General features: G+C 38.5%; 22 protein-coding genes. 19 read left to right on the top strand and 3 right to left on the bottom strand.

Annotated elements, in window-relative coordinates:
• Positions 1 to 3 precede the first annotated feature (3 nt).
• The 9 genes from CLV38_RS01700 (at position 4) to CLV38_RS01660 (ending at position 9425) form a co-directional block, all read left to right on the top strand.
• Positions 4 to 822, top strand: a complete 819-nt coding sequence (locus CLV38_RS01700) for a cell division protein FtsQ/DivIB (protein ID WP_106190668.1) — start codon at positions 4 to 6, stop codon at positions 820 to 822.
• Positions 823 to 1074: 252 nt separating this feature from the next.
• A complete protein-coding gene (ftsA, locus tag CLV38_RS01695) occupies positions 1075 to 2382 on the top strand; it encodes a cell division protein FtsA (protein ID WP_106190665.1) in 1308 nt (435 codons plus the stop codon).
• Positions 2383 to 2413: 31 nt separating this feature from the next.
• Positions 2414 to 3631: a cell division protein FtsZ gene (ftsZ, locus tag CLV38_RS01690; RefSeq protein WP_106190663.1), complete on the top strand. Its 1218-nt coding sequence runs from the start codon at positions 2414 to 2416 to the stop codon at positions 3629 to 3631.
• 24 nt (positions 3632 to 3655) lie between these two features.
• Positions 3656 to 4126: a cell division protein SepF gene (locus tag CLV38_RS01685; protein WP_106190660.1), complete on the top strand. Its 471-nt coding sequence runs from the start codon at positions 3656 to 3658 to the stop codon at positions 4124 to 4126.
• A 24-nt stretch (positions 4127 to 4150) separates the two neighbouring features.
• Positions 4151 to 4450 (top strand): YggT family protein, encoded by a 300-nt coding sequence (locus tag CLV38_RS01680; RefSeq protein ID WP_106190658.1) that lies wholly within the window; start codon positions 4151 to 4153, stop codon positions 4448 to 4450.
• A gap of 7 nt (positions 4451 to 4457) precedes the next feature.
• Positions 4458 to 5243 carry a YlmH family RNA-binding protein gene (locus tag CLV38_RS01675; protein WP_106190655.1) on the top strand — a complete coding sequence of 262 codons (786 nt, stop codon included), beginning with the start codon at positions 4458 to 4460 and terminating at the stop codon, positions 5241 to 5243.
• A 76-nt stretch (positions 5244 to 5319) separates the two neighbouring features.
• A complete protein-coding gene (locus CLV38_RS01670) occupies positions 5320 to 5982 on the top strand; it encodes a DivIVA domain-containing protein (protein WP_106190653.1) in 663 nt (220 codons plus the stop codon).
• Between the two features lie 252 nt (positions 5983 to 6234).
• A complete protein-coding gene (ileS, locus tag CLV38_RS01665; RefSeq protein WP_106190651.1) occupies positions 6235 to 9012 on the top strand; it encodes an isoleucine--tRNA ligase in 2778 nt (925 codons plus the stop codon).
• A 212-nt stretch (positions 9013 to 9224) separates the two neighbouring features.
• A complete protein-coding gene (locus CLV38_RS01660) occupies positions 9225 to 9425 on the top strand; it encodes a cold-shock protein (protein WP_106190649.1) in 201 nt (66 codons plus the stop codon).
• Positions 9426 to 9481: 56 nt separating this feature from the next.
• Here the strand turns inward: CLV38_RS01660 and CLV38_RS01655 are convergent, their stop codons facing one another.
• The 3 genes from CLV38_RS01655 to CLV38_RS01645 all read right to left on the bottom strand — a co-directional run bounded on the left by CLV38_RS01655 (position 9482) and on the right by CLV38_RS01645 (position 11733).
• Complete coding sequence (locus tag CLV38_RS01655) at positions 9482 to 9724, bottom strand: GlsB/YeaQ/YmgE family stress response membrane protein (RefSeq protein ID WP_106190646.1); 243 nt, start codon at positions 9722 to 9724, stop codon at positions 9482 to 9484.
• 103 nt (positions 9725 to 9827) lie between these two features.
• The gene (locus CLV38_RS01650; protein ID WP_106190644.1) at positions 9828 to 11036 is read right to left on the bottom strand and encodes a toxic anion resistance protein; all 1209 of its coding nucleotides are present in this window, start codon (positions 11034 to 11036) and stop codon (positions 9828 to 9830) included.
• A gap of 28 nt (positions 11037 to 11064) precedes the next feature.
• The gene (locus CLV38_RS01645; RefSeq protein ID WP_106190641.1) at positions 11065 to 11733 is read right to left on the bottom strand and encodes a 5-bromo-4-chloroindolyl phosphate hydrolysis family protein; all 669 of its coding nucleotides are present in this window, start codon (positions 11731 to 11733) and stop codon (positions 11065 to 11067) included.
• A 174-nt stretch (positions 11734 to 11907) separates the two neighbouring features.
• On the opposite strand from CLV38_RS01645, the gene CLV38_RS01640 reads away from it, so the two are divergent.
• From CLV38_RS01640 to CLV38_RS01595, 10 genes are all read left to right on the top strand, one after another.
• Complete coding sequence (locus CLV38_RS01640; protein WP_106190639.1) at positions 11908 to 12462, top strand: NUDIX hydrolase; 555 nt, start codon at positions 11908 to 11910, stop codon at positions 12460 to 12462.
• Positions 12463 to 12472: 10 nt separating this feature from the next.
• Positions 12473 to 12718, top strand: a complete 246-nt coding sequence (locus tag CLV38_RS01635; protein WP_106190637.1) for a hypothetical protein — start codon at positions 12473 to 12475, stop codon at positions 12716 to 12718.
• Between the two features lie 36 nt (positions 12719 to 12754).
• Positions 12755 to 13453, top strand: a complete 699-nt coding sequence (locus CLV38_RS01630; RefSeq protein ID WP_106190634.1) for a 5'-methylthioadenosine/adenosylhomocysteine nucleosidase — start codon at positions 12755 to 12757, stop codon at positions 13451 to 13453.
• Positions 13454 to 13764: 311 nt separating this feature from the next.
• A complete protein-coding gene (locus CLV38_RS01625; protein WP_106190822.1) occupies positions 13765 to 14712 on the top strand; it encodes an ABC transporter permease in 948 nt (315 codons plus the stop codon).
• Entirely contained in the window at positions 14709 to 15668 is a 960-nt protein-coding gene (locus CLV38_RS01620; protein ID WP_106190632.1) for an iron chelate uptake ABC transporter family permease subunit, read from the top strand. The genes CLV38_RS01625 and CLV38_RS01620 overlap by 4 nt, the downstream gene beginning before the upstream one ends.
• Complete coding sequence (locus tag CLV38_RS01615) at positions 15668 to 16432, top strand: iron ABC transporter ATP-binding protein (protein ID WP_106190629.1); 765 nt, start codon at positions 15668 to 15670, stop codon at positions 16430 to 16432. The genes CLV38_RS01620 and CLV38_RS01615 overlap by 1 nt, the downstream gene beginning before the upstream one ends.
• 21 nt (positions 16433 to 16453) lie before the next feature.
• On the top strand, positions 16454 to 17422 hold the full coding sequence (locus CLV38_RS01610) for a siderophore ABC transporter substrate-binding protein (protein ID WP_106190627.1): 969 nt from the start codon (positions 16454 to 16456) through the stop codon (positions 17420 to 17422).
• A gap of 88 nt (positions 17423 to 17510) precedes the next feature.
• The gene (locus CLV38_RS01605) at positions 17511 to 18143 is read left to right on the top strand and encodes a DUF1054 family protein (RefSeq protein ID WP_106190624.1); all 633 of its coding nucleotides are present in this window, start codon (positions 17511 to 17513) and stop codon (positions 18141 to 18143) included.
• 18 nt (positions 18144 to 18161) lie between these two features.
• Positions 18162 to 18713, top strand: coding sequence for a sugar O-acetyltransferase (locus tag CLV38_RS01600; RefSeq protein WP_106190622.1), 552 nt, complete (start codon positions 18162 to 18164; stop codon positions 18711 to 18713).
• Between the two features lie 169 nt (positions 18714 to 18882).
• Complete coding sequence (locus tag CLV38_RS01595) at positions 18883 to 20022, top strand: baeRF6 domain-containing protein (protein WP_106190620.1); 1140 nt, start codon at positions 18883 to 18885, stop codon at positions 20020 to 20022.
• Positions 20023 to 20123 lie beyond the last annotated feature (101 nt).

The following is a 20123-nucleotide window of genomic DNA, read 5'->3' as shown; positions in this document are numbered from 1 at the left end:
ACTATGACACTGAAAGAGGAAACTGAGGAAGTGAAAAATGACGGAGGTAAAGCATCCTCTTTTTCACGGCTGACATCATTTAACAGGCTATATATAAAATGGGGTATGCTTGTATTACTTTTTATGTTTAGTATTATTCTGTCAGCATATAGCATAAGTCCGTATAGCGAAGTGAACGGAGTCTCTGTTGAAGGGACTAATGAAGTTTACGACCAGGCCGTCTATCAAGGCAGTACGATCCAGATGGGTGATTCCATAGTGACTGTTTTAAGAAATAGAAGTGAAATTGAAGAGGCAATTGAAAGCAGCATTCCACAAATTTCTGAAGCCAGTGTTAGCTTAAGCGGATTACAGACAGTCAACATAACGGTAAGTGAATATGAAACCGTCGCCTATCTTTTAAATGAGGACCAGTATTATAAAATCCTTGAGAATGGAGTCATATTAGATGAATTCCTTCCACGAATCACTTCGAACCAGCCGGTACTGCTGAATTTTTCACAAGGGTCAGTTTTAGATCGGATGCTGGTGGAGTATGAAGAAGTAGAAGAGTCAATCAAGGCTATCGTTTCTGAAATAGAGCTCATGGATAGTGATCGAAATGACATGCTGGTACGTATTTTTATGAATGATGGAAATGAAGTGCTGGCATCAATACCTACTTTAGCTGAACGCCTTAATTATTATCTTCAGATGAGAGAAACTGTCGGTAGTGAAAAGGGACTGTTTGATTTGGAAGCAGGTGCTTATTTTATACCGTTTACTTCAGATGAGTATGAAGAATTTGAAGAGACTGATGAAATTTTAGAAGTAGAGGAATAACCAAATAGCGAAAGCAAAATGATTATAAAAGAGTGTCTTATCATCAGAGATAAGGCACTCTTTTTAACTAATACAAAACAGCTAGTGACATAGGTGAGATACTGTTACACAAAAGTAATCAAAAATACTGATAAATCAATAAATAGACTTCATTATGGCGTTCGGTTTATGGTAGAATAAAAAGTATCAATAGTTTGAAATTAGTTAGTTTAGGCTGGTTTTAGTTATTGAAGAATGGGAGGTTTCAATAAAGTGAAGGATGGAATTTATTCAAGTTTAGATATTGGAACCACTTCAATAAAAGTCATTGTATCTGAAGTGCTAAATAGCAAGATGAATGTTATTGGAGTTGGAAGTGAAAAATGTAACGGGATTAACAAAGGATTAATTATAGATATTGATGAAACTGCTCAATCTGTAAAGAAAGCAGTCAAACAAGCCGAAGAAAAATCCGGTATACAGATCGGATCATTAATAGTAGGAGTTCCTGCAACAAATGTTGAAATCAATCCTTTTCACGTTACGGTTTCTGTAGAAAATGCGTCACAGGAAATCAATAACTCGTTATTAAAAAAGATTATAGAATTAATTAAATCAAAAAAAGTGCCTAATGATAAGACGTTATTATCAATTATGGTAGAAGAGTTTTTAGTAGACGGATTTGATGGAATTAAGGATCCGCGTAAAATGGTCGGCGAACAAGTTGAACTTTACGGAACACTTTTAGCTGTATCGAAAACAGTCCTGCACAACATTAAAAAAAGTGTGAACAATGCTGGTTTCGAAATAAGTGATATGATATTCCAGCCGCACGCAATGTCGGAGCTGGTCATGTCTGAAGATGAACGTCGCTTTGGGACCATTCAAATCGATTTGGGTGGAGGACAGACCTCTGCTTCTGCTGTTCATGACGAGCAGGTTAAGTTTGCCACTATTATTCAAGAAGGTGGCGAAAATATCACTAAAGATATATCAGTGGTGTTGAACACCTCTCTCAGAAACGCTGAAAAACTTAAAAGGGAAGTTGGATATGCTTTTCGTGACGACAACCAGGAAAAAGATCAGCTGATCTCAGTTGATGTCGTTGGACAGGAAGGCAATATCGAAGTCAAGGAGTCATACATTGCTGAGATAATTGAAGCCAGACTCTCTCAGATATTTGAGAAAGTTCGGGAAGAGCTTGAAGAAATCGGCGCATTCGATCTGCCTGGCGGGATAATCATGACCGGTGGAACTGCTGCCATTCCTGGAGTAGAAGAACTTGCAGAAGACATTTTTGAAGTGAACGTTAAGACGTATATACCAGATTTTATGGGCGTCCGTTATCCGTCCTTTTCAAATGCAATTGGGCTGGTTCACTCTAAAGCTAAGATGGATGAGTTGTCCAAAGTTATAAATCACATGATTTTAAATAAAGAATATGCTCTGTCCGAAACTGGACCCCAGGAAACTCAGCCAGCTGTTTCGACTACTCAAAAAAACAGTCATCAGCAGGATAACAAAGATAATGAATCAGTAATCGAAAAAATAAAAAGTATCTTTTCAAATTTTTTTGAATAATTAATGAGAAGGATATACAGGAGGAAAAAGAATGGAATTAGGATTTGATTCTGCAATATCTAATGGAGCACTTATAAAAGTTATTGGTGTCGGTGGAGCCGGCGGTAATGCTGTAAACCGAATGATTGAAGACGATGTACAAGGTGTAGAATTTATAGTAGCCAACACAGATCTGCAGGCACTTGACATGATGAGTGCTGAAACTAAAATTCAACTCGGACCCAAACTGACAAGAGGTCTAGGGGCAGGTGCTAATCCAGAAGTTGGAAGAAAATCGGCTGAAGAGAGTGAAGAAGCACTAGCAGAAGCCTTAAAAGGCGCAGACATGGTATTCGTAACTGCAGGAATGGGTGGCGGTACTGGAACTGGAGCTGCAGGAATTGTAGCTAGAATAGCTAAAGAGCAGGGTGCACTGACCGTTGGTGTTATTACCAGACCGTTTACTTTCGAAGGCCCGAAAAAAGGTCGTTTTGCTGCTGAAGGAATAGCTTCAATGCGCGAACACGTTGATACTTTAGTGACTATATCCAATAACCGCCTGCTTGAAATCGTTGATAAAAAAACACCGATGATGGAAGCTTTCAGAGAAGCAGACAATGTTTTAAGACAAGGTGTGCAGGGTATTTCTGATTTGATTACTAACCCTGGATATGTAAACCTGGACTTTGCGGATGTTAAAACCGTTATGGAAAACCAGGGATCTGCATTAATGGGTATCGGTACTGCAACTGGTGAGAACAGAACAGCCGAAGCGACTAAAAAGGCGATTTCTTCTCCTTTATTAGAAATTTCACTGGATGGTGCTGAAAATGTACTGCTAAATATAACAGGTGGATCTGACCTGACTTTATTCGAAGCACAAGATGCATCCGACATTGTCTCAGCAGCAGCAACTAATGATGTAAACATCATTTTTGGTACTTCTGTCAATGAAGAACTGGGTGACGAAGTAGTCGTGACTGTTATTGCAACAGGTATCGATGCAGAAAGTAAAACGCAGCAGAAGCCAGCTCCTGCTAAAAAAAATCTTAAATCCGCTACAACCAAAGACAGCGAGAACGATCCTTTTGGGAACTGGGATATTAGAAAAGAACCGAACCTGAGAGACAGACACAACGCTGATTTAGATGAAAAAGCTGAAAAGAAAAAAGATAATTCATCTAATAATCTGTTTTCCAGAGATGAAGAGTCAGAAAATACTAACGAAGAAATGGATACACCACCTTTCTTCAGACGACGACGTAAATAATAGTCACTGGAAAGGAAGAGTATTGTGAGTATAAAGGAAAAATTGAATGATTACTTTTCTCTGAATGACTCGGACAACGATAATCAAGAAGCATTATCTGAGAAAAAGTCTGTTAAGGAAATGAATAAAAGTACGAATGCTGTTGCTCCTCAAAGATCAGAAAATAATGAAATGAGAAAATCATCTCATCAGAATATTGTAGCGATCAATCATCAGCAAGCCTTAAAAAAGCCTAAGATCAAAGTAATGGAACCGAGACTATATTCTGATGTCCAGTCTATTGCAGATATATTATTAAACAACCAGTCAGTTATTCTGAACTTCAGGCGAATGGAAAAAGGTCAAGCGACTAAAATGATTGATTTTTTAATGGGGACAACCTATGCGATCAAAGGTGATATTCAACGATTAGGTGAGGAAATATTCATCTGTACGCCTCAGTCTTTTGAAGTTGATGGAGCTGAATTACAGGCACTAAAAAATAATGAGTACTAAAGAGAATGGAGCTTCATAAAACAGATGTTAGTTCAATTAATACCAGCTTTATACAGATTAATAATGCAGGGGTTACAGATTTACAGAATAGCACTGGTCGTTTACTTTCTATTATCTTGGATGCCGGGAGGTTACCAGTCCGGTTTGGGTCAATTCCTTATCCGGATATGTGAACCATATGTTGGGATATTCAGACGATTTGTTCCGCCGATCGGTATGTTGAGTTTAGCGGGAATCGTTGCATTCTTTTCACTGAATTTTATCGAATACGGCATTACGGCTCTATTTCAATTAGTTTTAACCCTAATACAACAGGTTGGATGAGGTAGCGATGGAGAATATTTATCAGCACTTTAGAGAAGAAGAAAAACGGTTTATTGATCAGACTCTGGACTGGGCTCAGCAAGTTGATATGCAGTATACTCCTTATCTGACTCCATTTCTGGATCCCAGAGAACAGTATATAGTAGAGTCAGTTATTGGACAGTACGAAGAGGTTCAGATTAATGAGTATGGTGGGTACGAGGCGGCTGAACGCAAGCGCCTCTATCTTTCACCGTCATACTTCGAACCGGAACAGAAAGATTTTGATATTAAACTGGCAGAAATCAGGTACCCCAAAAAGTTCGCAGACTTATCACACGGAAAAATACTAGGAACGTTGATGGGATCAGGCATTGAACGGAACAAGATAGGGGATATCATAACAGATGGAGAACGCTGGCAGTTTTTTGCAGAAGGAGCCATTATGGACTTTCTGTTGTCTTCTATAGATAAAGTGGGAAATATTTCCATTCAACTGGAAGAAACTGCATATACAGATATTATTAGGCCAAAGGATACCTGGGAAGACAGAGATGTAATTGTCTCCTCTCTTAGGTTGGATGTTGTCCTCGCAAGTGCATTCAACTTCTCCAGACAAAAATCAAAGGAACTGATTTCATCCGGAAAAGTTAAAGTCAACTGGAACGAAACGGAACGCCCCGATAGTGTTCTTGGTATTTATGATGTTATTTCTATAAGAGGATACCGTAGAATAAGACTGCAATCGATAGAAGGAAAGACTAAGAAAGAGAAAATTAGACTTTCTCTAGGCGTCTTGGATAGAAACAGCTAATTATTTCTTGAGTTAATGAGTCAGTTTTATTATACTAAAGGCACTGAGGCCTTAATAATTATTGGAGGTATTTTTCATGGCATTAACACCATTGGATATACATAATAAGGAATTCCCTGTCAAAATGAGAGGGTATGATCAGGATGAAGTAAATGACTATCTTGATCAGATTATTAAAGATTATGAAATGCTTCTGAAACAAAAAAAAGAAGCAGAAAAGAAATTAAGTTTTGCTGAGGAAAAACTGGCGAATTACGATCAGATGCATGACTCATTGAATAAATCGATCCTTGTTGCTCAAGATGCTGCAGATCGACTGAAGAAGAATGCTGAAAAAGAAGCGGAAATGATTACGAAAGAAGCTAAGACAGAAGCTGGAAACGTGCAGCATGAAGCTGAAAACCATGCGGATGAATTGCTTAAAGATGCCGTTTATAAAGCGAGACGCATTGAGCAGGAAACAGAAGAGTTGAGGAAACAGAGTCGTATTTTCAGACAGAGATTGCAATTAATGATCGAATCTCAACTTGAATTAGTAAAAAAGGACGAATGGAATGATATTCTGCAGCCACCTACCTCAGAACAACCAGATACTGATACACTAAATGAGGTAAAAGAAGAACTTGACAGTAAAAGTGAAGTAGAAGATACTGATTCATCAGCTGAGCTGGAAGAGTCTGATTCTCAAGAGTATGAAGAAGGCATGATACCGGCTGTTGAATTACCGGAAGTAAAATAGTAAATGTGACTTGAAACACGAGTTTAATGGATACTTTACAGAGAGTCAATGAACGCTGAAACATTGACAAGTGGAAGTTAACCTTATCCTTCAAGCAAACTGTAGCTGAATGAAGTAAGCGGCAGCGTTACTCTGCGTTAAAGAGACCAAGGAAAGGCACAATTCATTGCTTTTCAAATTAAGGTGGTACCACGAAGATTTCGTCCTTTAGGATGAGGTCTTTTTTTATTATAAAAAAGGCAGGGTGATAAAATGGAAATCAAAGAAACATTAAATTTATTAAAAACTGAATTCCCCATGAGGGCAAATCTTCCGAACAAAGAACCTGAAAGACAGAAAGAATGGGAAGAATCAGATATATACAATAAAAGACAAGCGTTAAACAAGGACAAGCCCTCATTTATTTTGCACGATGGACCTCCCTATGCTAATGGGAATATCCACATTGGTCATGCGCTGAATAAAATTTCAAAAGATATTATAGTAAGGTACAAATCAATGTCTGGATATAGGGCACCTTATGTACCAGGGTGGGATACTCATGGTTTACCGATTGAACAGGCGCTGACAAACACAGGCGTTGACAGAAAATCGATGTCAGTTGTAGAATTCAGAAAATTATGTGAAGACTATGCATGGAAACAGATTGAAAAACAACGCACCGATTTCAAGAGATTAGGTGTAGCTGGAGAATGGGATAATCCATATGTGACGTTGACTAAAGATTACGAAGCAGAACAAATTCGTGTATTTGGTAAAATGGCAGAAAAAGATTATATCTATCGTGGGTTAAAACCGATTTACTGGTCTCCTTCCAGCGAATCTGCTTTAGCAGAAGCTGAGATTGAATATCATGATGTTCGCTCACCTAATATCTATGTTGCGTTCAAAGTTAAAGATGGAAAATCCCTATTAGATACTGATACTTCATTTGTTATTTGGACGACTACACCGTGGACATTACCCGCCAATCTCGCGATTGCAGTAAAACCAGATGCTCAATATGCTGTTGTTGAAGCGGATGGCAGAAAATTTGTAGTTGCTTCTGAGATGGTTGAGGATATAGCCGAGACATTAGAGTGGGAAAATGTCACGCTTATCAATGAAATCGAAGGGAAAGAACTGGAAGGCATTACTGCACAACACCCATTCTATGATCGTGAATCCCTGCTTATTCTGGGAGATCACGTTACTTTAGAAGACGGAACTGGACTCGTCCATACAGCACCAGGACATGGTGAAGATGACTTTATTGTGTGTCAGAAGTATCAATTGCCTGTATTATCACCAGTTGATGCAAAAGGGCTTTTCACTGCTGAAGCACCAGGACTTGAAGGTGTTTTTTACGATAAAGCAAATAAAACAATCACAGAGTGGCTGGAAGAGAATGATGCACTATTAAAACTGGATTTCTTCACCCACAGCTATCCTCATGACTGGCGTACGAAAAAACCGGTTATCTTTAGGGCAACACCTCAATGGTTTGCTTCTATCAACAACTTTAGAGAAGAAATCCTTAAAGCTGTTCAGGACGTTGACTGGCTTCAGCCATGGGGAATGCAGAGAATATTTAACATGGTCAGAGATCGTGGAGATTGGGTAATATCCCGTCAGCGTGCATGGGGCGTGCCACTTCCTATCTTTTACGGTGAAAATGGAGATGCTATCATCACACCGGAAACGACAGAACATGTGGCACAGCTATTTGAAGAACACGGGTCAAATATCTGGTTTGAAAAAGAAACTGTAGAGTTGCTTCCAGAAGGATTCACCCATCCATCAAGTCCTAATGGTGTCTTTACAAAAGAAACAGACATCATGGATGTATGGTTTGACTCTGGATCATCTCATCATGCGGTACTTCGCAAAAGAGAGAACCTGTCATTCCCTGCTGACTTGTACCTGGAAGGATCAGATCAATATAGAGGCTGGTTCAACTCAAGTATTACAACCTCTGTAGCCATTAACGGAGTATCTCCGTACAAAGCAGTTCTGTCTCAGGGTATGGTTTTAGACGGCAACGGTAAGAAAATGAGTAAATCCATCGGAAATGTTATCGATCCTAATAAAGTGATCAAACAGATGGGAGCAGATTTGATTCGTCTCTGGGTTTCCAGTGTCGATACACAAGCTGACGTTAGAGTAAGTATGGATATTCTGAAACAGGTTTCCGAGATTTACCGTAAAATCAGAAATACGATTCGTTTCCTTATCCAGAACACAGAGGACTTTGACATCAATAAGGATGGCGTAGCTTATGAAGAACTGCGTCCAGTAGATCAGTATCTGATGAACCGTTTGAATCAGACGGTTAAAAATGTGACCGATGGCTATGAGCGTCATGTTTTTTCTGATATTTTTAAAGAAATCAATCAGTTCTGTACAGTAGATGTTTCCAATTTCTATGCTAACTTTTCAAAAGATGTATTATATATTGATGCACCGGATGATTATAATAGAAGAGCGATGCAGACTGTGTTTTATCATATCATAAGAGACCTGACTAAATTGCTGGCGCCTATTTTACCTCATTCAGCTGAAGAGATGTGGACATACCTGCAGGAAGAAGAAGACTATGTTCAACTAGCTGAGTTTCCTGAAGTGAGATCATATGATAACGAAGCTGAGGTACTGGATAAATGGAATGCATTCATGAAGTTCCGTGATAAGGTGCTGAAAGCTAATGAAGTAGCCAGAGAAAATAAAATTATCGGGAAAGATTTTGAAGCCAAAACCACTATTTATGCATCCAACCAGGTCAAAGAGCTGCTCGAGTCACTGAACAGCGATATTAGACAAATACTGATTGCTTCTGATCTGATCATAAAAGACCTGTCCGAAAAACCAGAAGATGAATCTATACTGGAGTTTGAGGGCGTATCTATTAAAGTAGAACACATGTCTGGAGAAGTGTGCACACGCTGTCGTATCACATCAGAAAACACAGTTCAAATCTCTGATGAAGAGTACTTGTGTCAACGGTGTCATGAGATATGCGAGAAGCATTATCCTGAAGTTTTAGCTAAATAAAAGTAAAAATAACCTGATGATTAGTCAGTGTAGAAATCATACACTGATTAATCATCAGTTTTTTTATAAAAAAGAATCTGATACCTTGATTTGAAGCGTTTTCTTTTGTATAATTTTATGTGTAATAGAGGTTTGATTTAAAGCTTACTAAACAAATAAGTCTTAAATGCATTAGATTTCTGTTGCAAGTATAAAGTAGGAGGAATAAGCAAATGGTACAAGGGAAAGTAAAATGGTTCAATGCAGAAAAAGGATTCGGGTTTATCGAAGTAGAAGGACATGAAGATGTGTTTGTACATTTCAGTTCAATCGACAGTGAAGGATACAAATCTTTAGATGATGGACAAGAAGTTGAATTTGAAATCGTCGATGGAGACAGAGGTCCTCAGGCAGCTAACGTAACTAAACTATAAAAAAACATCCTCAAGTCAAATCTTGAGGATGTTTTTATTTTATTCTTCAGGCTATATTATAATCTGCTGGCAATTAAATCATAAATAAATACGATCAGAATTGCACCAACAATAGCAGGAACGATAAAGAATCCACCTAATTCAGGACCCCATTGGAATAGAGCATGACCAGCCCACGCTCCGATAAAGCCGATTATAATATTACCAATAATTCCGCCAGGTACGTCTGTACCGACAATCGCTTGTCCGATTGCTCCAATAACGCCACCAACAACTAGTGACCAAATAAATCCTAACATAAATATCTCTCCTCTTTCTTATAAATTACTTACAAACCTAGTATAGGAAAAAGTCACAGATTATTCAAACAATAGCACTTACGAACAGATAAGATACTACTAATTAGGAACGATTATCTTTTTGCGGCTCGGTTAATTGAAGCAACTGATCTTTCAGGCGGCTTTCCAGCTGCTGCAGCTGAACTTCAGCCTCTTTGCGTTTTGATCGACCCTCACGTTGAATAGTCAATGTTTCCTCGAGAGTTTCAACCAGATCCGCTTGAGTTTTTTCGAGTGTTTCGATATCGATGATACCTCGCTCATTTTCATGCGCTGTTTCAATTGAGGACTGTTTTAACATTTCAGAATTTTTAGTTAAAAGATCGTTAGTTGTTTCAGAAACTTGTCTTTGCGCAGTAACTGCTTCTTTTTGACGTAACAAGGTCAAGGCTACAACTATCTGGTTTTTCCATAGCGGGATAGCCGTATTGATAGACGTTTGGATTTTTTCGCTTAATGCCTGATTTGTATTTTGAATCAGACGAATCTGTGGTGCCTGTTGAATAGTCATCTGTCGAGCTGTTTTAAGATCGTATACGCGTTTGTCCAGTCTGTTGAGAAACTGATTCAAGTCATTGACCTTTTGAACTTCCATCTGATTTCCGCTTGTTTCAGCATGCTTAACGGCCTGTGGAATGACTTCATTAGAGAGTTCTTCAATTTTTACTTCTCCAGCTGCTATATAAACATTCAAAGCTTCGAAATAATCATAATTCTTCTCATAGAGGTCTTCAAGCATCACATTATCTTTCAGTAACAGCTCACGTTCTTTATCTAATTTAACCGCAATTTTATCGACCTGTGCACCGATTTTCTGATACTTGGCGGTTGTTTCATATATAGAGCGATTTATTTTACGGAACATTTTCTTGAAGATGTTTTTATTTTCTGCTTTCAGTTCATTTGGATCTGCTTCATTTAAACGAAACATCAGGTCATTCAGTGTTTCACCGATGTGATTAGTTTCCTGATTTTGCACATGATTCAACACAGAGTGAGAAAAATCGCCCAGTTTCTGTTGAGCCTGGGCTCCGTAGTTGAGTAAAGCATCTGTATTTGACGTATCAATTTGTTTTGCAAGCTCGTAGGCCTGTTTTTTTCGGGTTTCATTTAAACTATCGATCATTTTTTTCACTTCAACTTGCTTTTCAATACCCGTTTCATTTTCTGACACTTGTTTTTCAAGTGAGGTCTGTCCGAAAGGGTTGGATAATAAGTCATCTATTTCGGCAGTTTTATTTGAATCAAAGTTTTCGGTTTCCTTGTTCGACATGTTAACAGCTCCTTCAAATCACATTATATTATAAATTTTTGTCTAAAGTACGTTTTGCCAGTTCGATTTCAACATCCAGATCTTGAATATCGTCTTCTTTAAACATTACATAATCTTCTACAATCTGACCGCACATTTTATCAATAGTGGCAGACGATTTATCTAATATGTCATAAGTCGCTTTACTTTTAGCTTTATGATTTTCAATTTCGACATATTTGACAACTAAATCAGCAAGGGAAGGTAAGTGAACATACAAAAACTGATCCACTTCGTGCAAACGGTCAGGTTCATTAGCTATTTCCTTAAACAATGCCTTAGATAAGCCGACAGTGTTGTTTCTGTTTTCAATCGCTTTTAGCTTGCCGGATTTAGCCATGTTTGTTTCAATAGTCATGACCTGTTCTTTAGCTTTATGCATTGTTTTTCTGAAGTACTGGATATCTTCTTTAGAAAGACCTTTTGATGTATAAAAGGCTTCTTTTTCCTGGCTGAGGCGAGGCAGTTTAGAACCGCCGGACTTGCTGCTTGAAGACCTGCTGTTATATTTTTTTAACATAAAGACACCGGCTCCTATACTGAGTAATAGTGCTGCAAACCCATTTAAATCGAATCCTAAGAGTAAGACAAATAGGAAAAGGGTAGTGAATAATGTGACGATATACGTTAATGATTTATTAAGTGTTGAGTGTTTCATTTGTAATCCTCCATTCTTATGAAACAATGACTTATTCTACCTATATAGTATCACAAATCATAAAATAATTAACATGGGACCTAAGATGGATTTACTGCTTTGGACTAATTAAGCATGAGGGTGAAAAATACAGTAAAATGAGGTATGATAAACTCATAAGTTAGGGGTGAATGTATGGAATTTTATGAAGAAACTGTTGAAGAAACTTCAATTTACAAAGGAAATGTAACAGAATATACTGTACAGAAAGTGAAATTGCCTAATGGAGAATTAGCTCAGAGGGAGATTGTCAGACATGCGGGAGCAGCCGCTATTATTCCCTTTACTGAAGATGGCCGGCTGATACTGGTCAAGCAATATCGAAAAGCAATTGAGAGCGAGAGTATTGAAATCCCAGCAGGATTGAAAGATGCAGATGATGAATCGGGATTGAACACGGCAAAAAGAGAATTGGAAGAAGAAACAGGGTACAAAGCGAGACAATGGGATTTTGTAACGTCTTTCTATAGTACACCCGGTTTTACAGATGAATTTCTGGAGATTTATGAAGCATCGGATCTTTACTTAGTAGACGATCCGTTGCCTCAAGATGAGGATGAGAATGTAGAGATGATCATCGCTACATACGATGAAGCATGGGCCTTTTATGAGAAAGGACTACTGAGGGATTCAAAAACAGTATTTGCTTTATTTTACTGGAAAATGAAAAAGCAGATGACGACAGAATAGGATGAGTAGCATGTCTTCTAGAAGCGAACTTAAAAAGCAGAAAGAACTGGAAATGAAAAAAGAGAGAAAAGAACAGAGAATTGAAAAAAATCAAAATAGGAAAAAGGAGCGAAAGCTTTCAAAGGTTGGACGTACATCTAAAAAAAGACTAAATGAAATGGAGAAGTATAGAAAGATTGAAAAACAATTGACATTAGCGATCGTGATCGTTTTATTACTATTGATTATTGTGCTGTCTTTTGTCTTCTTTATCTAATACTTTTGATACTTCAACTAATAAAAGGGGAATAGTATGAAATTAGGGATTATTGCTGCAATGGAGCAGGAACTGAAAGTACTGACTGATCAGCTAGATAATATGACACAGACAACAATCGCCAATCAGCATTTCTACGAAGGACAGATCGAGCAAGTACAAGTTGTTCTTGTTCAATCAGGAATAGGAAAAGTGAATGCGGCAATTGCCACGACATTATTGATTAATTCTTTTAAAGCTGACAGTATTATAAACACAGGCTCTGCAGGAGGAATTGGCAATGGTCTTAAAGTGGGGGACTTGGTAATTGCTACGGAATTGACTTATAATGATGCAGATGCGAGAGCGTTTGGTTATTCATTTGGACAAATCCCTCAAATGCCGGAACTGTATGATGCAGATGCTCATATGATAGGGATAATAGGTGAAGCAGCAGAGGCCAGCAATTGGCGTGTGAAGAATGGACTGATTGTAACAGGAGATTCATTTATAAGCAGTAAAGATAAAATAAACGAAATCCGCCAGCATTTCTCTGAAGCACTGGTAACAGAAATGGAAGGAACTGCTGTTGCTCAGACATGTTATCAGTTCAACATTCCCTTTGCTGTCGTCAGGGCAGTTTCAGATGTGGCGGATGAAGAGGCTTCACTTTCATTTAATGACTTTATTGATCTGGCAGGTCAAAAATCGGCTGATATGGTCATTCAGTTCCTGAAGCTTGTGAAAAAAGAATAATTCATTGAATGTGTATAAAAGTCATTATCAAGTGATCCGTCTATTAACTACTCAACCAAATGATTGCTAAATGGCGCCACAAAGCTATTGTTGTTTCTTCAGCGTAAAACACTGAGAACAGCAATAGCTTATTTTTTGTCGCCATAGAATCAAGTTCTAGTATTATTTTGTGAAACATTGCATTTGTATAATTATTCCGATATAATCTTTATTGAGAATGATAATCATTATCAATTAAAGGTGTGTTAGAACTATATTTAATGAGGAAATGGGTTGAGGAAAAGATGTCTTTGAAACTGAAAACTCCCTTGATGAGAAATAGTTTAATGGTAATCTTGCTTGTGCTTTTTTCACTAGTATCCATTTTTACTGGTGTGCAGGAAGTATCTTTCATGAATCTATTTCAATTATCAGAGGTTCAAAGACTCGTTCTGATATCGACTCGGATTCCCCGTACGATTAGTCTTATTTTATCCGGGAGCACGTTAGCGATCTGCGGTCTCCTTATGCAGCAGCTGACACAAAATAAGTTTGTGTCGCCCACGACTGCCGGTACTATGGCTAGTGCAAGATTAGGCATCGTTGTGTCGATGATTTATTTTTCACAGTCATCTCTGGCTCAAAAAACAGGCTTGGCATTTGCATTCTCATTAACGGGAACATTCATCTTCATCCTGTTCATTCGAACGATTAAAAATAAAAAAGCTGTGATGATTCCTTTGGTAGGATTAATGTTTGGTAACATTATCAATTCTCTCAGCAGTTACCTTGCCATTCAGTTTGAAGTTGTTCAAAATACATCGTCCTGGCTGCAGGGAAATTTCGCACTGATATCTTCTTCAAATTACCAGTTGCTGTTTTTATCCTTTCCTTTGTTTGGTGTGATTTACCTGCTGGCACACTATTTCACAGTCATGGGTCTAGGTAAAGATGTATCAACTGAGCTAGGTATACCTTACGCTACGCTTGAAATCATTGGTATAGCATTAGTAGCTTTAGCCACTTCAGCTATTATCCTGACGGTCGGCAGCATCCCTTTTGTTGGAATCGTCATTCCTAATCTAGTGTCTTTGAAACAAGGTGATCATTTCGGAAAAATTCTAATGCCAACAGCATTTTTTGGTGCATTGTTTCTGCTTTTTTCAGATGTCTTATCACGGACGCTTATTTACCCCTATGAAATACCAATCAGTGTCATTATTGGGGTAATAGGGAGTGTACTCTTTTTATATTTACTTCTTCGAGGAGAATCAAAATGAAGGTTCAAAAAAACAGACTGATTTTTTTTATGCTCACCGTTGCAATAGGTTTGTTTCTTTTTTTATACCTGACCTATAATACTCGTGGGAACATCGAATTTGCACTACGGCTTCGAAGTCAACGGATTATTCCGTTTTTTATAGTCGGGTTCAGTTCAACGATTGCCACAATCGTTTTTCAGACAATGACTCAAAATGTCATACTGACACCCAATATTATCGGACTTGATTCGCTTTATATACTATCTCAGACGGTCATCTTCTTTTTTCTTGGTATTAATCATCTGCTGGTGACTAATCAACAATTAAATTTTTTCTTTAGTCTAATTCTAATGGTTGGAAGCAGTCTTGGGTTGTTTTGGCTATTTTTTAAAAAGTACCCCGGGAAAATTTACTTGATGCTGATGACTGGTTTGATTTTGGGAACATTTTTCAGCAGCTTCACAAATTTTTTACAAGTGATGATTGATCCGAATGAATTTAACAGCTTGTTTGCCAGCACAATTGCAAGTTTTAACAGGGTAGACACATCGTTAGTCACTTTCTCACTATTTCTGACACTGCCAATCCTTCTCTATTTATTCAGCCAAAGTTCTAAACTCGATGTTTTACATCTGGGCAGGGCGTATGCATTAGGACTAGGGATAAATGTGGATGTCTATTTTCTAAAACTGTTTATATTAGTGAGTGTCTTAACATCTGTTTCTACTGCATTAGTAGGACCAGTCTCCTTTCTTGGATTTATTGGGGCTAATATCGCTTATCGCTTATTCAATACATACAGACACTCGGTTCTGTTCATAGGAGGAGGGATGATATCCGTTCTTTTCATCCTTTCAGGTCAGTTGTTTGTTGAGCATGTATTTGCTCTTCAAACGACCCTGGGTGTCATTATTCAATTTATCGGTGGTATTTATTTCTTGTTCATACTATTGAAAGAAAGGAGCAGCACATAATGATGGAAGTAAAAAGAGTTACTAAAAGTTACGGAGAATCGATCGTGGTCAATAATGTGAGTCTTCCAATCGAAAAAGGAAAGTTAACAGCCTGTATCGGTCCAAATGGAGCCGGAAAAAGCACCTTGCTTGAGATGGTCAGTCGTTTGATTCCCCAAGATACAGGTGATATTTATATAGATGGAAACGAGGTGAAAACCTGGAAGCGCGGCGATTTTGCCAAAAGACTGTCCGTTTTAAAGCAGACCAACCAGATGAATGTCCGTTTGACAGTCAGAGAACTGGTTTCATTTGGACGTTTCCCTTATACAAAAGGAAGATTGAATGCACATTGTCATGAGATGATTAATGAGTCACTGGAATACTTGGGACTGACCGCTTTGCAGGAAAGATACATTGATACTTTATCAGGAGGACAACTCCAGAGAGCCTTGATTGCAATGGTCTTATGTCAGGATACTGACTACATACTGCTCGATGAACCTTTGAATAATCTGGATATGAGTTTCGGGGTTCAGATGATGAAGACGCTGCGCCGACTGGTTGATGAGTTAGGTAAAACGGTTATTACGATCGTTCATGACATTAATTTTGCAGCTAGTTATGCAGATAATATCGTCGCTATGAAAGATGGGAAATTGTTCGCCTCTGGAACTGTTGATGAAATGATCAATAAAACGGTCCTGGATGATCTATACGATATGGATGTTAAAATTATTGAAAGCAATGGGACAAAATACTGCCTGTACTATACAACAAATTAAACAAAAAGAGGAGATAGCAGAATGATAAATAGACAATTAGTTAGATGGACAATGGTGTTGAGCTCGCTGGCATTAGTTGGGTGCGGTCAAACGGAGGGGGAGACTTCAGCTCCGTCAACAGGTCAACTGGAGCAGGAGGTACCGGAAGAAACGGTCGTTTTAATCGAAGATGCTGCTGGCAACAGTGTGGAAGTACCAAAAAACCCACAGCGTGTAGCCGTCTTTGATAATGGACAGCTGGATAATATGGCATCTATCGGGATGGAGGACAGAGTAGTGCTGACAGCTTCTCCGAATCTTCCAGAGCATTTATCGAATTATGAGGCTATTGAAGCAGCAGGCAGTTTCTTCGAAATCGATCTTGAGGTTACCAATGCTGCTGAACCGGATCTGATTATTGTGGCTGGACGTTCCAGCTCCGCCTATGACGATTTGAGTGACATTGCCCCAACAATAGATTTAAGTAATGATTCTACTCAGTATATTGACTCGATCAGCGCTAACTTAAATCGTCTGGCTGCCATTTTTGAAACGGAAGAAGAAGTAGATTCACTGATTAGTGAACTGGAAAGTGAACTGGACGAATTAAATAGACGAGCTGAAGAATCTGATATGACGACATTGATGGCTATGTATAATGAAGGATCATTATCTGCCTACGGACCGGGTTCGCGTTTTGGAGTCGTACATGATGCATTCGGATTTATGCCGGTGGACAATGAAATAGAAGAATCAAATCATGGGATGGAAATATCTTATGAGTATGTCTTATCGATGGATCCAGACATTCTATTCCTCATCGACCGTACAGCTGCTATTGGTGGAGATACATCTGCAGCACCTGTGGAGGAAAATCCGATTATCCAGGAAACACAAGCTTATCAGACTGATTCCATTCACTATTTATCCCCATCTGCCTGGTATTTGGCTGAGGGCGGAGTCGGAACATTCAGAATTATGATGCAGGAAGTTAGCGAAGCTATCGAATAATGTCACGGGCGAATAGCGGTCATTCTATTATCGAACTCTTTGCCCTTTTTTGCTACAATAGTAATCAAGTATCTGTGAGGAGGACCCTATGGACGATTATTTCAAAAAAGAAGATTTTACTCTATTTCAAGTTGATGGACTTGAAGACAGAATGCAGCTGATTAGAGATAGAATTCAACCTGTGTTTCAAACAATTGGTGACACATTTATTGAGAAGGTCAACAAAAAAACAGATTTTGAAGGAGCATTTCATATTGCTCAACACAGAAGACGAACTACTAACCCACCGGAATCTACCTGGTCGGCATTTGGCGGGAATAAACGCGGGTATAAGAAGTATCCTCATATACAAGTGGGGATCAATCAGGATTACGTGTTTATGTTTTTGTCATTAATAGATAATCCAAAACATGAAAAAGCAATGGGGACCTATCTGATTGAGAATAGTAGTGTGTTCAATCACCTCTCTGAGGATTACTACATATCTAAAGATCACACAAAGCCGGATATTGATAAAGCAACTAAAGAGAACATCGATTTAACATTAGACCGACTGATTAGCGTTAAAAAAGGAGAATTTCTTATCGGTAGAATACTGAAACCTCAAAACAAGGAAATCGGTGACTTGAAATGCCAGAAGTTTTTCTTTGAAAAAACGCTTGATGATTTGTTGCCTATTTATTCTCGATTATTGCAAGTCCATTTTAAAAATGAAGAGTGAAAATCAAAGGGGTAGCCTATGATATCTAATAAAAATAAAATGATTGCCGGAGAACTTTACGATCCTATAGATCCCCAGCTTTTGGAAGAACGGAAGAGGGGACATGATACGGCTGAACGATTCAATAGGGCCGATTCAGATGACGAAAGAAAAGGGATCATAAAAACTCTTTTCGGCTCGACAGGACAGAATATAACCGTCGAACCTGCTTTGCGCGTAGATTACGGCTACAATATACATGTGGGGGAAAATTTTTATGCTAATTTCAACTGTGTGTTTCTAGATGTCTGTCCTATTACGATTGGGGATAATGCCATGCTTGGACCCGGCGTCAGCATCGTTACGGCTGAACACCCGCTACCTTCTGAAGAAAGAAACTCCGGGATGGAATTTGGCAGAGCCATTACTATTGGCGATAATTGCTGGGTCGGTACGCATGCGACAATCGTGGGTGGCGTGACGCTGGGGAATAACTGTGTTGTGGCTGCTGGCGCTGTTGTCACTGAATCCTTCTCTGATAATGTCGTTATTGGTGGAGTACCCGCTCGAATCATTAAGAGAATTGAGTAGAAATGGGTGAGCTGAGGATAAAAAGGAAGCGCGTATTATTATCTAACCATCTGCATATCTTTAGACATTTATAGGTCTATTAGCTATGATATGTATATAGCACTCTTAGTTAAGGGGTAATCAATGTAACCGCCTTAATTAAGAAAATAATGAATGGAAGGTGAAGCATATGCAAGAACTTTTAACATTCCCGACGGACGAACTGCTTAAGGAACACGAGGTAGTAGTATCACTATCTTTGAACTCGGAATCAAATGCTGTCGAAACAGAGGCAAACCAGATTCAATTTCAAAATTTACTGAAAGAAGCTAAATTAAAATTAAGTGAACAATATGATGATAAGTATGCCAGTAAATTGCTTGATAAAGTGAAATCATTGGTTGATCATTCCGACTTCTGGAGAGAGATGACTCAGAGTGCGGTCTTTTATGTAACGCCAGAAGAAGCCTATTATTATAGACTGAGTGTTCCTATTCATACAGGGACAGTGGTTTCCAATAAACCGTATGTTCTTCCATTGATTGCCAACTTCCAGTATGTCAGTTACTATCATTTGCTGGCACTGAATCACGATAAATTTAGTATATATAATGGTAGAGGTAATAAAGTTCAGCCAGTCGATTTGCCCGAAGAGGCACCTGACACATTGACTAAAGCCTTGGGAGAAGAACTAACAGGCGGCGAACTTAATGTTGATTCTTATAATGGTGGAGAAGTAAGCGGAGGAGCTCCAGGGGCATTCCATGGTCATAATGAGAAAAGTAATGAAGTTCAAATAGACCAGGAAAACTATTTCCGAGTAGTGGATAAATATGTCTTTGAACACTTCTCTAAACCAACAAAATTGCCTTTAGTATTATTTGCGCTAAAAGAAAACATTGCTGATTTTGATAAATTATCCAAAAATGAGTACTTGGATGAAACACGTGTTGAAGCATCTCCATCTCAACTCTCATTCAATCAGATACAAGATCAGACGCAGGAAGTGGTCGATCAGATCGCCAATCGCCGATACAAGAATCTTGTAGAAAAATTTAATGAGACCACCCCTGAATTCAGACTGGAAGCCCAGTATCATGACTTGGCAATGGCCAGTATTCAAGGTAAAGTTGAGGTTCTTCTAATTGAAGATGACTATCAGGTTAATGGAACGATCGATGAGAACGGTCAGTATCATGAAGGAACTGAAACGAATGTTTACGTCAATCAACTCGTTCACAATATAATGAAAACTAACGGCAAGGTATATGTTCTGGATAAAGCCAGTATGCCGTCAGATACAGGTATTGCAGCAATTTTGAGATATTAAAAGACTGAATAGCTTTAGAAACCCGGCAGTCTTTATGACTGTCGGGTTTTCTCCGTTCTTTATTTTAAAAACATTGACTTCGAACACATAAAAAGGTATAC

The sequence above is a fragment of the Alkalibacterium olivapovliticus genome, from assembly GCF_003003275.1.
GTDB lineage: Bacteria > Bacillota > Bacilli > Lactobacillales > Carnobacteriaceae_A > Alkalibacterium > Alkalibacterium olivapovliticum.
Note: the sequence above shows the minus strand (reverse complement) of the source record. Positions and strands in the feature narration are given on the sequence as shown.

Excerpts from the sequence above, each read along its gene's own strand:
- CLV38_RS01700 (WP_106190668.1), top strand. The coding sequence starts at position 4 with ATGACACTGAAAGAGGAAACTGAGGAAGTGAAAAATGACGGAGGTAAA.
- ftsZ (WP_106190663.1), top strand. The coding sequence starts at position 2,414 with ATGGAATTAGGATTTGATTCTGCAATATCTAATGGAGCACTTATAAAA.
- CLV38_RS01680 (WP_106190658.1), top strand. The coding sequence starts at position 4,151 with ATGTTAGTTCAATTAATACCAGCTTTATACAGATTAATAATGCAGGGG.
- CLV38_RS01675 (WP_106190655.1), top strand. The coding sequence starts at position 4,458 with ATGGAGAATATTTATCAGCACTTTAGAGAAGAAGAAAAACGGTTTATT.
- CLV38_RS01670 (WP_106190653.1), top strand. The coding sequence starts at position 5,320 with ATGGCATTAACACCATTGGATATACATAATAAGGAATTCCCTGTCAAA.
- ileS (WP_106190651.1), top strand. The coding sequence starts at position 6,235 with ATGGAAATCAAAGAAACATTAAATTTATTAAAAACTGAATTCCCCATG.
- CLV38_RS01660 (WP_106190649.1), top strand. The coding sequence starts at position 9,225 with ATGGTACAAGGGAAAGTAAAATGGTTCAATGCAGAAAAAGGATTCGGG.
- CLV38_RS01655 (WP_106190646.1), bottom strand. The coding sequence starts at position 9,724 with ATGTTAGGATTTATTTGGTCACTAGTTGTTGGTGGCGTTATTGGAGCA.
- CLV38_RS01650 (WP_106190644.1), bottom strand. The coding sequence starts at position 11,036 with ATGTCGAACAAGGAAACCGAAAACTTTGATTCAAATAAAACTGCCGAA.
- CLV38_RS01645 (WP_106190641.1), bottom strand. The coding sequence starts at position 11,733 with ATGAAACACTCAACACTTAATAAATCATTAACGTATATCGTCACATTA.
- CLV38_RS01640 (WP_106190639.1), top strand. The coding sequence starts at position 11,908 with ATGGAATTTTATGAAGAAACTGTTGAAGAAACTTCAATTTACAAAGGA.
- CLV38_RS01635 (WP_106190637.1), top strand. The coding sequence starts at position 12,473 with ATGTCTTCTAGAAGCGAACTTAAAAAGCAGAAAGAACTGGAAATGAAA.
- CLV38_RS01630 (WP_106190634.1), top strand. The coding sequence starts at position 12,755 with ATGAAATTAGGGATTATTGCTGCAATGGAGCAGGAACTGAAAGTACTG.
- CLV38_RS01625 (WP_106190822.1), top strand. The coding sequence starts at position 13,765 with ATGAGAAATAGTTTAATGGTAATCTTGCTTGTGCTTTTTTCACTAGTA.
- CLV38_RS01620 (WP_106190632.1), top strand. The coding sequence starts at position 14,709 with ATGAAGGTTCAAAAAAACAGACTGATTTTTTTTATGCTCACCGTTGCA.
- CLV38_RS01615 (WP_106190629.1), top strand. The coding sequence starts at position 15,668 with ATGATGGAAGTAAAAAGAGTTACTAAAAGTTACGGAGAATCGATCGTG.
- CLV38_RS01610 (WP_106190627.1), top strand. The coding sequence starts at position 16,454 with ATGATAAATAGACAATTAGTTAGATGGACAATGGTGTTGAGCTCGCTG.
- CLV38_RS01605 (WP_106190624.1), top strand. The coding sequence starts at position 17,511 with ATGGACGATTATTTCAAAAAAGAAGATTTTACTCTATTTCAAGTTGAT.
- CLV38_RS01600 (WP_106190622.1), top strand. The coding sequence starts at position 18,162 with ATGATATCTAATAAAAATAAAATGATTGCCGGAGAACTTTACGATCCT.
- CLV38_RS01595 (WP_106190620.1), top strand. The coding sequence starts at position 18,883 with ATGCAAGAACTTTTAACATTCCCGACGGACGAACTGCTTAAGGAACAC.